The organism is Polaribacter litorisediminis, assembly GCF_019968605.1.
Classification (GTDB): Bacteria; Bacteroidota; Bacteroidia; order Flavobacteriales; family Flavobacteriaceae; genus Polaribacter; species Polaribacter litorisediminis.
The window spans coordinates 1,313,332-1,326,397 of sequence record NZ_CP082966.1; the positions used below are offsets into that span (position 1 = coordinate 1,313,332).

Annotated in this window: 8 protein-coding genes; 5 read left to right on the forward strand and 3 right to left on the reverse strand. The window is 31.9% G+C overall.

The window, feature by feature from the left end:
* The first annotated feature begins 40 nt into the window (after positions 1-40).
* A complete protein-coding gene (gene capA / locus K8354_RS05695; protein ID WP_223446174.1) occupies positions 41-1,039 on the forward strand; it encodes a cysteate synthase in 999 nt (332 codons plus the stop codon).
* Between the two features lie 86 nt (positions 1,040-1,125).
* Positions 1,126-2,373 (forward strand): cysteate-C-fatty acyltransferase, encoded by a 1,248-nt coding sequence (gene capB, locus K8354_RS05700; RefSeq protein ID WP_223446176.1) that lies wholly within the window; start codon positions 1,126-1,128, stop codon positions 2,371-2,373.
* A gap of 248 nt (positions 2,374-2,621) precedes the next feature.
* On the opposite strand, the gene K8354_RS05705 is transcribed toward capB, so the two are convergent.
* Both K8354_RS05705 and tsaD read right to left on the reverse strand, forming a co-directional pair.
* Positions 2,622-4,478 (reverse strand): LTA synthase family protein, encoded by a 1,857-nt coding sequence (locus K8354_RS05705; protein ID WP_223446178.1) that lies wholly within the window; start codon positions 4,476-4,478, stop codon positions 2,622-2,624.
* Between the two features lie 92 nt (positions 4,479-4,570).
* Complete coding sequence (gene tsaD / locus K8354_RS05710) at positions 4,571-5,596, reverse strand: tRNA (adenosine(37)-N6)-threonylcarbamoyltransferase complex transferase subunit TsaD (RefSeq protein WP_223446180.1); 1,026 nt, start codon at positions 5,594-5,596, stop codon at positions 4,571-4,573.
* Positions 5,597-5,824: 228 nt separating this feature from the next.
* On the opposite strand from tsaD, the gene K8354_RS05715 reads away from it, so the two are divergent.
* From K8354_RS05715 to gap, 3 genes are all read left to right on the forward strand, one after another.
* A complete protein-coding gene (locus K8354_RS05715) occupies positions 5,825-10,222 on the forward strand; it encodes a translocation/assembly module TamB domain-containing protein (protein WP_223446182.1) in 4,398 nt (1,465 codons plus the stop codon).
* Between the two features lie 159 nt (positions 10,223-10,381).
* Positions 10,382-11,368, forward strand: a complete 987-nt coding sequence (pfkA, locus tag K8354_RS05720; protein WP_223447604.1) for a 6-phosphofructokinase — start codon at positions 10,382-10,384, stop codon at positions 11,366-11,368.
* Between the two features lie 19 nt (positions 11,369-11,387).
* Entirely contained in the window at positions 11,388-12,389 is a 1,002-nt protein-coding gene (gene gap / locus K8354_RS05725) for a type I glyceraldehyde-3-phosphate dehydrogenase (RefSeq protein WP_223446184.1), read from the forward strand.
* A gap of 243 nt (positions 12,390-12,632) precedes the next feature.
* Here gap and K8354_RS05730 read toward each other — a convergent pair whose 3' ends face one another.
* The gene (locus K8354_RS05730; RefSeq protein WP_223446186.1) at positions 12,633-13,016 is read right to left on the reverse strand and encodes a RidA family protein; all 384 of its coding nucleotides are present in this window, start codon (positions 13,014-13,016) and stop codon (positions 12,633-12,635) included.
* Between the last annotated feature and the right edge of the window lie 50 nt (positions 13,017-13,066).

Below are 13,066 nucleotides of genomic sequence, written 5' to 3' on the forward strand. Positions count from 1 at the left end.
ATAAATTCTATAAATGACGTTTATTTTATGAAATATTGGCATGACAAGAAATCAAGGAATTAGTAAAAATATATTAGAATTAGTAGGAGAAACACCCTTAGTACAACTCCATACAATTACCAAAGATTTAAAAGGTTCTTACTTTGCAAAATTAGAATCTTTTAATCCTGGTAATTCTCAAAAAGACAGAATAGCCCTACATATCGTAGAAAATGCAGAAAAAAAAGGCATTTTAACAAAAGGAGCTACGATTGTAGAAACCACTTCAGGCAATACAGGCTATAGTTTAGCGATGATTAGTTTGGTAAAAGGCTACAATTGTATTTTGGCGGTTTCAGATAAATCATCACAAGATAAAATAGATTTGCTAAAAACAATGGGAGCAGAGGTACATGTTTGTCCGGCAAATGTTCCTCCAGACGATCCAAAATCTTATTACGAAGTTGCAAAAAGAATTGCCAAAGAAACCCCCAATTCTGTTTATATTAATCAATATTTTAATGCCTTAAATAGTGAGGCACATTACAGAACTACAGGTCCAGAAATCTGGAAACAAACAGAAGGTAAAATTACCCATTTGGTGGTGGCAAGTGGTACAGGAGGTACCATTTCTGGAACAGGAAAATACTTAAAAGAACAAAACCCCAATATTAAAATTTTAGGCGTAGATGCTTATGGTTCTGTGTTAAAGAAATATCACGAAACAGGTAAACTTGATTTAAATGAAGTATCACCCTATAAAATAGAAGGTTTGGGCAAAAATTTAATTCCGACTGCTACAGATTTCGATATTATTGACGTGTACGAAAAAGTAACGGATAAAGAAGCTGCTTTAACCGCTAGAGAAATCATCAAATCAGAAGGTATTTTTCCAGGATATACTTGTGGTGCAGTAGTGCAGGCTACCAAACAATATGCAAAACAAAACCAATTTTCTGAAGATAGTTTTGTGGTGCTTATTTTTCCTGATGGGGGGGCTCGGTATATGAACAAAATTTATAATGATAAGTGGATGCGGAAACAGGGTTTTATTGAGTAAGATTCTAAATAAAAGGCTATAAATTAACGAATTGTTAAAATTGTTAATTTTTGCTAACTTTGCAGACTTCAAAACAAAAGATAAAAATGACGACAGATTTATTTGATAGAATAATTAAGGACAAAGGTCCTTTGGGAAAATGGGCTGATCAAGCAGAAGGATATTATGTTTTTCCTAAGCTAGAAGGTCCCATTTCTAATAGAATGTCTTTTAATGGCAGAAAAGTAGTTACTTGGAGTATTAATGACTATTTAGGTCTCGCCAATCATCCAGAAATATTAAAAGTAGACGGAGAAGCAGCATCAGAACATGGAATGGCATACCCAATGGGCGCTAGAATGATGTCTGGTCACACACCTTTTCACGAACAATTAGAAGTTGAATGTGCGGAGTTCGTTGATAAAGAAAAAGCGTATTTATTAAATTTTGGATATCAAGGAATTATGTCTGCAATAGATGCTTTGGTGACCAAAAATGATATTATTGTGTATGATATGGACACGCATGCGTGTATTATAGATGGCGTGCGTTTGCATTCAGGAAAGCGTTTTGTATATCGTCATAATAATATGGAGAGTTTTGAAAAGAACATAAAACGCGCTGCTAAAATGGCAGAAAAGACGGGTGGCGGAATTTTAGTAATTTCTGAAGGAGTTTTCGGAATGCGCGGTGAGCAAGGTCGTTTAAAAGAAATTGTGTCGTTTAAGAAAAAATATAATTTTAGATTGTTAGTAGATGATGCGCATGGATTCGGAACGCTTGGAGAAGGTGGTAGAGGAACTGGTTTTGAGCAAGGCGTGCAAGATGATATCGATGTGTATTTTGCAACGTTTGCAAAATCAATGGCAGGTATCGGTGCTTTTTTAGCAGGTAATAAAGACGTAATTCAGTTTTTGCAGTACAATATGCGTTCACAAATGTTCGCTAAATCATTACCAATGGCCATGGTAAAAGGCGCTTTAAAGCGTTTAGACATGTTGCGTACCATGCCAGAATTAAAAGAAAAATTGTGGGAAAATACAAGAAACTTACAATCAGGATTGCGTAACGCTGGTTTCGATTTAGGAACTACACAAACATGTATAACTCCCGTGTTTTTAAAAGGAGATATTCCGGAAGCGATGGCAATGGTAAATGATTTAAGAGAAAATCATGGAATTTTCTGTTCTATTGTAGTATATCCAGTAATTCCGAAAGGATTAATTATCTTAAGATTGATTCCTACTGCAACCCACACTCAAGAAGACATCGATGAAACGATTACAGCTTTTTCGGCGATTAGAACAAAGTTAGAAAACGGAACGTATAAAAAAGTAGCGGCAGCAATTGCTTAGTTATTACTGTTTTTAATACCAATTTAAAGATATAATTAAGTGATCTTGTCTTTCTTATAGAACAACCTTGATAGAGAAATCTATTAAGGTTTTTTTATGTTTAAAATTGTATTGATGCCAAATAAACATTACTTACTGACTAAATTGGTTTCTAATTCAAGATGTAATCTCTAAAACGGTATATTGACTTTTTTTATGTTTGTATAAAAGATATGTGGATCATAATAATCTTTCTTAAAAAACTTCGCTTACTTTCTATCTAAAAAATCTTGATATGCATTTTGTGTAATCGCCTTGCCTAAAGAGTCTAGTTTTGCAGTGTTTTTACCTTGGCTTAAAATAGGTTGATTACTGACAAAATCGTAGACAAAAATTCCGTTTTTATCAAGGGTACCGTATCCTTTATTAAAAGTATAATGTGCAAACTGCTCATCAGAATTGTTGAAGATATTTTTACTAAACACAAAATCCTTGTTATCGCCTTTTAGCAGTTCTAATAAAGTGTATGAAAAATCAACCTGACTAGAAAAGGTGGCTATTTCTTTCATATTTGGATTGACGGCGCCTCCTAACCACAGCATAGGAATTCTAAATTTTTTAGGAGAAAAATAAGGACCTTCATGTTTAGGAGAAGTATGTCCATGATCGGACATAATTACAATGACGGTATTTTTATACCAAGCTTGTTGTTTGGCAAAAGCAATAAAGTCACCAATCACTTGATCTGTATATGAATGAGCACTTCTAAATTTGTTGTCTTCAGTGTCCTTTCCAAATTTATAGGCGCCTTTAATTTCATAAGGCTCATGACTTGTTAAGGTTAGTGCAATTTTAAAAAAAGGTTCTTTTTGCCGTGTAGATAAATCTTTGGCAAAACGTTTCATAAAAACATCATCATAAGCGCCCCATTTAGAATTCCAATCTTTTTTATCGAAAGCACTGCCATCAACAATATCATTAATTCCGGCATTTCTTAAATAGGTATTCATATTCCCGAAATTTAAATCACCTCCATAATAAAAAGAAGTATGGTAGCCTAGTTTTTTCATTTCTTTGGGCAACATTGGTAAGCTTCTTGTTTTATTTGGCATGCGCATAATTCTCTTTACAGGTGGCGGATAATAGCCACTTAAAACAGCCGGAATTCCTTTGTCTGTTCTATCTCCGTTGGCATAAAAATTGGTAAACAAAAGACCTTCTTTAGATAGTTTGTTTAAATTAGGAGTCACATTGGGTTCGCCTCCTAAAGCACCTACTACTTTTGCAGGTAAACTTTCCCAAAGAATTAAAATTACATTAGGTTTTGTGGTTGTTAAAATTGTATCAGTATCAGCTTCTAAAAGCTTGTTTTTTGTTTTGTTGATGCGCTTTAATGCCGTTTCTGCATCAAAATAAGCATACGGATTTGTACCATCGGATTTGTGGGTAATGGTGTTCGAAAAGTTCCAAATAAAATTAATTGCAGCATGATTGGCAAACATTTGATCTGAAAAATATACATTGCTTTGGTTTACAGGAATGGTTTGAAAACCGCCTCTTACCGGGACGATTAAAGTGGCTGTAATCAATACAAAAAACGGAATTTCTAGCCAAGATCCCAAGGCTATTTTAGTAGTGCTTGTTTTATGAATTTTGTCAAATAATCGAATAAATAGAAAAGAAATAAGCAACCAAGAAAAGACTCCACTCGCCAACTGAAAATTCGAGGCAGAAGAAATCATTAATGTTGGTGTATTTAAATAAGGCAGTAGGGAGGCATCTAAACGAATGCCCCAAGCTTGGTACAAACCAGCATCAATCAATAACAATAAACTAATGCAAAGCGCCACAAAAATAGTGTATCCTTTAATTACTTTTAAAATGACTTTAGGATTGATGAAAACCGATAAAATTATGAATAAAAACGGAATAAAAGAAAGGTAGGCTGCGAATGAGGCATCTAACTGCACCCCATATAAAAAAGTTTTTAAAGTCGTTGAAATGCCTAATTCTTGCGTTTTATCAAAATAATAAGCGAGAAAAAAGAAACGAGCAAAGACAAAGTAAACAATCCAAAATAGAAAGTAATTGAGGTTGAATAATAATCTGTTTTTGAAATCTTTCAATTGATTTGAATTTTATTGGGCAATGAATTTTTTAAAACGTGGTTTCAAGAATCATTCAAGTATTTAAATCGTTATAATTCTTGTTGCAGATGCTATTCTGTGACTTTTAAACGCGCTTTTGCCGTAATAGAGATATCAGCATAATCGTTCTTCAGATATTTTAAATATCCAGTAATGGCAATCATAGCGGCATTGTCTGTAGTGTATTCAAATTTAGGAATATAGGTAGTCCAACCCAAATGCTTTTCTGCCAAGTTTAATCTTTCTCTAATAGCTGAATTTGCCGAAACACCACCCGCAATAGCAATTTGTTTAATGCCTGTTTGTTTGACAGCGTTTTTTAATTTATCCATTAATATTTCTACAATGGTAAACTGAATGGAGGCACAAATATCATGTAAATTTTCTTTGATAAAATTAGGATTTACTCTTTGTTGCTTTTGTATAAAATACAAGATTCCTGTTTTTAAGCCGCTAAAACTAAAATCTAAATCGCCTACTTTAGGCTTCGTAAATTGATAAGCTTTTGGGTTTCCTAACTGCGCATATTGATCAATCAGCGGACCTCCAGGATATGGTAATCCTAAAATTTTAGCAGATTTATCAAAAGCTTCGCCAACAGCATCATCAATCGTTTCGCCTAAAATTTCCATTTCAAAATGATTGGTCACTTTTACAATTTGGGTATGTCCGCCACTAATGGTTAAACAAATAAAAGGAAACGTAGGAATTTTAGTGTCTTTATCCTTTATAAAATGTGCCAAAATATGGGCTTGCATGTGGTTTACTGCCAATAACGGAATTTGTAAACCTAAAGCCAAAGACTTTGCGAAAGAAGTACCGACTAATAGAGATCCCATTAATCCTGGACCTCGAGTAAATGCAATGCCAAACAATTGTTCTTTGGTAATATTTGCTTGCGCCAAAGCTTGTTGCACTACTGGTACTATATTTTGCTGATGCGCTCTAGATGCAAGTTCGGGGACAACGCCGCCGTATTTTGAGTGTACTTCTTGATTTGCAATTACGTTACTTAACACTTTTCCATCGCAAATAACTGCAGCACTAGTGTCATCACAAGAAGATTCTATGCCTAAAATATAAATTGGTGTATTCATAAAACGAGTTAAAGTACTGCAAAATTAAGTATAAATTTATGCATGCTTCTGTTTTTTAAGAATAGAAATTTAATAGTTTGTTAAATTTTGCATGTTAATTGTATTATGTGGCAATATTTTTGTTGAAACTTATGTAAATTTACAAAGACTTTAAATATTCTTACTATCAAAAACGTTGGAAAAAAAATACTAAAATGGTTGGGGTACTTGTTGCTCTTTTTACTATTGATGAGTATCTTACTTTCAATTCCGGCAATTCAAACAAAATTAGGCAATCAACTAACGAATAAAATTAACAAAGATTTTGGCGTTAATTTAACGATTAAAAAAGTCGATTTATCTTTTTTAGGAAGCGTACAGTTAAAAGGTGTGGAGATTAGAGATCATCATCAAGACACCTTAATTTTTGTAAATAAAGTAACCACATCCATAAGTAATGTAAGGCGAATTTTAGAAAATGAGGTAACCCTAAAAAGTATTTATTTAGAGGATGCTTACTACTACATGAAAACGTATACAGGCGAAGAAGAAGATAATATGAGTGTCTTTATCAAATCATTTGATAACGGAAAACCCAAAGATTCGCTTGCCAATCCGTTTACTCTAAAAACTTCGAATTTGTATGTAAGCAATCTCAATTTTAGATTAACAAATGCCAATAGAAAAGATTCAGTAAATTATGCGGCAACCAATGCAGGCGGAAATTTTCAAGATTTTTCACTTGTAGGATCTACTATTTCTTCTAAAATAAGAGGCTTGTATTTGCTAGACAAATTTGGATTAGAAGTCACCAATTTAACAACCGATTTTTCGTATTCGAACACCGAAATGCATTTTAAAAAAACCACGTTACAAACTAAAAAATCTACTATAAATGCAGACATAGCTTTTACCTATAAAAAAGAAGAATTATCAAATTTTAATAATAAAGTACAAATAGATGCACACTTCGATAAAAGTACGGTAGCTGTGCAAGATATTAAGAACTTTTATAAGGAGTTAAGTGGTAATGATATTATGAATATAAGAGTCGATTTTTCAGGTAAACTGAATAACTTCGATTTAAAAAAATTAAAAATATCATCCAAAAAAGGGTTAAAAATAGCTGGAGATTTATCATTTGTAAATGCCGTTAACACAGAAAGAGGTTTTATTTTTGAAAGCAATCTTAAAAATTTAACAGCTACCTACAGAGGACTGAAAAATATATTGCCTAATGTTTTAGGAAGCAGATTACCTTCTGAATTTGAAAAATTTGGTAAGTTCAATTTAAAAGGGCGTATTAAGGTTACACCCACGCAAATGGAAGCCACTACTTCTGTGAATTCTGAAATTGGTTCCTTAGTTTCAGATTTGTTAATTTCTAATATTGATAAAATTGACCATGCTAATTATTATGGGGAAATAGCGTTGAATAATTTTAATATTGGTACTTTTTTTAATGACCCTTTATTTGGCGAAATTTCCTTAAAAGGAGATGTAAATGGAAGTGGTTTTACGTTAGATAATGTAAATACATCCTTTATAGGCAAGGTTTCAGAATTGCAATTTAAAGGATATAGTTATCGTAATATTGTAGCAAACGGTCAATATCAAAATAATAAGTTTGATGGTGAGTTAACCATTAATGACGAAAATTTTAAAATGAATTTTAGTGGTTTAGCAGATTTATCTTCTGAGGTACATAAGTTTGATTTTAAATCAGATATTGCCTATCTAAATTTAAAAAAAACCAATCTTTTTGTAAGAGATAGTATTGCGCACTTAAAAGGTATTATAAACCTAGATGTAGAAGGCAATACTTTTGATGATATTGTTGGAAATGCTATTTTTAAAGATGTTTTTTATACCAATCAAAAACAAGAATTTAGTTTTAAAGAGTTTAAAGTTTCTTCTTCTTTACAAGATAGTATTAAAAGTGTCGAATTAATATCAGAAGACATTGCAAAAGGATATTTAAGGGGCAAGTTTACATTCTACGAAGTATCTAAAGTAGCACAAAATGCTTTAGGGAGTATTTACACCAATTATGAACCTTATAAAGTAGCACCCAATCAATTTTTAGATTTTAATTTTACCATTTATAATCAAATTGTAAATGTATTTTTTCCAGAAGTTTATATTGATGATAATACCAAGATAAAAGGAAAAATACAATCGGATACGAATCTGTTAAAATTAATGTTTTCATCGCCTAGAATAGATGCTTATGGCAATGAGTTAAAGGATATGTTGTTGAGAACAGACAATCAAAATCCGCTTTATAACTCACATTTAACGGCGTCAGAAGTAAATACAAAGTACTACAACATTTCTAAATTAAATCTTTTAAATAGGACTGAAAATGATACTTTATATTTTAAATCGGTATTTAACGGAGGTTTGAATAATAATGAAAATTTTAATTTAGATTTTTTCTATACGATTAATGAGGATAAAAAATCTGTTTTAGGTTTTGAGAAATCTACTTTTGTATTTAAAAATACAGCTTGGAATATTAATCCTGATGAAAACAATACTCATAAAATCACCTTCGATTTAAAGAACAATGATTTTACGTTTAGTCAATTTAAATTGGTTTCAGGAGCACAAAAAATTGAATTTACCGGAAAATTGCAAGGCGATACAGAAAAAATACTAGCAGCAGATTTAACGAAGGTAAAACTTCAAAGTTTTTTGCCAGAAATAGATAGTTTGGTCTTAAAAGGTAGTGTTTCTGGTCACCTAGATTTTATCCAAAAAGAAAATGTATACAAACCAAAAGCGGCCTTGATAATTCAAGATTTTCAAGTCAATAAATTTAAACAAGGCGAATTGGCTATCAATATTATTGGCGATAATTCTTATGAAAAGTACAAAGTAGATTTATCAATAAATAATGACAAAGTAAAAAGTATTGACGCCACAGGGGTATTAGATTTTTCAAAAAAAAGACCCTTAATTGATTTACAAGTTTTTTTAGAAGATTATAATTTACAGGCATTTAGTCCATTAGGAAAAGATGTAATTTCTAAATTAAGAGGCAGTGTTTCTGGAGATTTTAAGCTCAGAGGATTTTTAATCAACCCAGATATGCAAGGCACTTTAACATTGCAAAATGCAGGTTTAAAATTCCCTTACTTAAATGTTGATTATGATTTTGAAGGCAAATCTACCATTTTATTAGATCAACAATCCTTTATTATTGAAGATGTAAAATTATCAGATACCAAATACAATACGAAAGGAAGATTATTAGGAGAAATTACACATCAAAATTTAGAACTTTGGTATTTAAATTTAGAAATAGTTACAGATAATTTAGTCGCTTTAGATACGAAAGATTCCGACGAAGCCTTGTATTATGGAACAGCTTTTATAGATGGTGCGGTTGGTATTACTGGTTTAACAGAAAAATTATCCATCAATATTAATGCGAAAACAAACCCAGGAACAAAATTCGTAGTGCCCTTAAAAGATGTAGAAACTGTAGATAGTTATCGATTAATTCATTTTCAATCGGATAAACTTAAAACGACAGATCGGCAGAGAGAAATTGCGCAAGAAGCTCTTAAAGGGGTGTCTTTAAATATTGATTTAGAAGTTACAAAAGATGCAGAAGCGCAGGTAGTGATAGACGAAGTTAATGGAAGTCAATTAACGGGTAGAGGTTCGGGAAATCTGGAAATAATAATTAATACCAGGGGTAAGTTTGATATGTTTGGAGATTATAGGATTAATAGTGGAGTCTATGATTTTAAATACGGAGGCATCATTAACAAACCGTTTATCATTCAAAAAGGAGGTACCGTTGCTTGGGACGGAAATCCGTACGAAGCTAATTTAGATGTAACAGCAATTTATAAGGCAAAAGCAAATCCTGGCGTTTTATTGCAAAATTTTAATTCTAACAGAAAAGAAGAAATAGATTTAGTCACAAGAATTACGGGAGGTTTATTTAGTTCTAAACAAGAATTGGATATTCAGCTTACAAACGTAGATCCTACCATCGCTAGTGAACTAGAGTTTATTTTAAATGATAACAATATAAATGAAAAAACAACACAATTTATTTCATTATTAGCATTCGGTTCTTTTAGAAATCCGGATAGAGTAAGTTTTGATGTAAATAATACACTTACAGGAACTGCATCGAGCGCAATTGCGGGAGCTTTTTCTAATTTATTAAATACACCCGATAGTAAGTTTCAGTTAGGGGTAGATTATCAACAAGGAGAAAGTGGCAATGATATTGATCGATTAAACATTGATAATCAAGTTGATGTTTCTGTAAGTACGCAGGTTAGCGACCGAGTTATTATAAATGGTAAAGTTGGTGTGCCAGTGGGCTCAGAAACACAGTCTAGTGTTATTGGTGAAGTAAAAATTGAAGTATTATTAAATACTGAAGGTAGTTTTAGAGGTGTTATTTTTAATCGTCAAAATGAGATTCAATATTCTCAACAAGAAGAAGGCTACACGCAAGGCGTAGGTTTGTCTTACCAAGTAAATTTTAATACGTTTGCCGAATTACTTTTTAAAATTGGTCTAAAAAAAGCTATTAATAATAATACTAATAAAGAGTTTAGTAAAAAAGATAGTATAAAACCAAAAAATAAAAATTTAATTAATTTTTCAGGCGATTAAAATGTTCGTGTTTTGGTGTTTTTTATTTATCACAAAATAAAAACACTTTAGTATCTGAAACATTATTATTTCCTTTTAAAATTAGGAGGTTTAAGCCTAAAACGATTTCGTAAATTTATTATGTTTAATCACTAAAAAGAATTATTTTTACACTGTAAAATTATGGAGAAAATTAAAAAAATAGGCGTTATGACTTCTGGAGGAGATTCTCCAGGTATGAACGCAGCAATAAGGGCAGTTGTAAGAACTTGTGCTTATTATAAAATAGAGTGTGCGGGAATTTATAGAGGCTATCAAGGAATGATTGAAGGCGATTTTGTGAATTTAGATGCACGAAGTGTAAAAGGAATCATCAATAAAGGAGGTACTTTTTTAAAATCTGCAAGGTCTATTGATTTTATGACTAAAGAAGGAAGAAAAAAGGCTCATGAATCTTTAAAAGCAGCGGGAATAGATGCTCTAGTGACAATAGGAGGAGATGGAACCTTTACGGGTGCATTAATTTTTAGTCAAGAATTTGGTTTTCCAATAATGGGAATTCCAGGAACTATTGATAATGATATTGCTGGTACTTCACACACTTTAGGCTATGATACAGCTCTAAACACCGTTGTTGAAGTTATTGATAAGATTAGAGATACTGCATCCTCACACAATCGATTATTTTTTATCGAAGTAATGGGAAGAGATGCCGGGCATATTGCCTTAAATGTAGGTGTTGGTGCAGGTGCAGAAGAAATTTTAATTCCTGAAGAAGATTTAGGTTTAGAGCGTTTATTAGATTCCTTAAAAAGAAGTAGAGAATCTGGAAAATCATCGAGTATTGTAATTGTTGCAGAAGGTGATAAAACAGGTAAAAATGTTTTTGAATTAAAAGATTATGTAAATGAGCACTTACCAGCATACGATGTGCGCGTTTCTGTGTTAGGACATATGCAAAGAGGAGGTTCTCCTTCTTGTTTTGATAGAGTTTTAGCAAGTAGAATGGGCGTTAAGGCAGTGGAATGCTTATTGGAAGGGAAATCTAATTTAATGGTTGGCTTATTAAACGATAAAATAGCGATTACACCTTTAGAAAAAGCCATAAAAGGTCAATCAAAAATAAATAAAGAATTAATTCGTGTGTCAGATATTATGACCACATAATAGTTTAAATTAAGATAAAATGATAAAAGTAGGAATTAACGGATTTGGAAGAATAGGAAGATTGGCATTTAGATCATCTGTATTAAGAGATAATGTACAAGTAGTTGCAATTAATGATTTATTAGATGTTGATTACTTGGCATATATGCTTAAATATGATTCAGTTCATGGCGCTTTTGATGGCACTGTAGAAGTGAAAGATGGCATGTTAGTTGTAAATGGAAATGAAATCAGAATTACTGCAGAAAGAGATCCAGCAAATTTAAAGTGGGATGAAGTAGAAGCTGAATATGTAATAGAATCTACTGGATTTTTCTTAACGGAAGAAACGGCAGGAAAGCACTTAGAAGCTGGAGCTAAAAAAGTAGTATTATCTGCACCTTCTAAAGATCATACACCAATGTTTGTTATGGGTGTAAACAACAAAGAACTAAAAGCAGATCAGCAAATTTTTTCTAACGCATCTTGTACAACAAATTGTTTAGCGCCAATTACAAAAGTTTTAAATGATAACTTTGGTATCGTTGAAGGTTTAATGACAACTGTACATGCAGCAACCGCTACTCAAAAAACAGTAGATGGTCCTTCTATGAAAGATTGGAGAGGTGGCCGTTCTGCAATTCATAATGTAATTCCGTCTTCTACAGGTGCTGCAAAAGCAGTAGGAAAAGTAATTCCTGCAATGAATGGTAAATTAACGGGTATGGCATTCAGAATTCCTACAATGGATGTTTCTGTAGTAGATTTAACTGTAAAGTTAGAAAAAGCAGCAACTTATGAAGAAATTTGTGCAGCTATGAAAACGGCTTCAGAAAGTGAAGAAATGAAAGGTGTTCTTGGGTATACCGAAGATATGGTGGTTTCTCAAGATTTTGTTGGAGATACAAGAACTTCAATTTTTGATGCGAAAGCAGGAATTGCTTTAAATGATAATTTTGTAAAAGTTGTTTCTTGGTATGATAATGAAATGGGGTATTCAACTAAAATTGTTGATTTAATTGAATATGCAGCTACTTTGTAATTAAAGAGTAGTATTTTAAAATATAAAACCTGATAGTAATCATCTCTATCAGGTTTTTTGTTTTACATCAATTTAAGTTTATACTATTGTGAAAATAACCTGAGACAAATTATGAATTCGTTTCGTACTCTTTACGGTAACTTTTCACTAAAATCTACTCGAAAAAGAAATGATATCTTTATACAATATTAAGTCTAATACCATGTTAAACCTATAAATAGATATAAGATAGTATTATATAGTTTAGTATTTAACGGCAATCATGCTAATTTCTACATTTACAAATTTTGGTAAGTTGGCAACTTCTACAGTTTCTCTTGCAGGTGCGTTTTCTTCATTAAAATAGTTTCCATAAATGCTATTAATTTCTGAAAAATTATTCATATCAGAAATAAAGATAGATGATTTTACAACATTTTCAAAAGTCATGTCGGCTGCGGCCAAAACTTCTTTCATATTTTCCATTACTTGTTTTGTTTCTGCTTTAATAGACGCTAAAACGAGTTCTCCAGTTTCTGGATGCAAGGCAATTTGGCCAGAAGTGTATAAAGTATTTCCGCTTAAAATTGCCTGATTATAAGGACCAATAGGAGCAGGAGCCTTTGAGGTTTTGATTATTTTTTTCATGTTTTATTAAATTTTAAATTTCCAAAAGCTTTAACGTTGATAAATTTTAA

Excerpts from the sequence above, each read along its gene's own strand:
- gap (WP_223446184.1), top strand. The coding sequence starts at position 11,388 with ATGATAAAAGTAGGAATTAACGGATTTGGAAGAATAGGAAGATTGGCA.
- capB (WP_223446176.1), top strand. The coding sequence starts at position 1,126 with ATGACGACAGATTTATTTGATAGAATAATTAAGGACAAAGGTCCTTTG.
- tsaD (WP_223446180.1), bottom strand. The coding sequence starts at position 5,596 with ATGAATACACCAATTTATATTTTAGGCATAGAATCTTCTTGTGATGAC.
- capA (WP_223446174.1), top strand. The coding sequence starts at position 41 with ATGACAAGAAATCAAGGAATTAGTAAAAATATATTAGAATTAGTAGGA.
- K8354_RS05730 (WP_223446186.1), bottom strand. The coding sequence starts at position 13,016 with ATGAAAAAAATAATCAAAACCTCAAAGGCTCCTGCTCCTATTGGTCCT.
- K8354_RS05715 (WP_223446182.1), top strand. The coding sequence starts at position 5,825 with ATGAGTATCTTACTTTCAATTCCGGCAATTCAAACAAAATTAGGCAAT.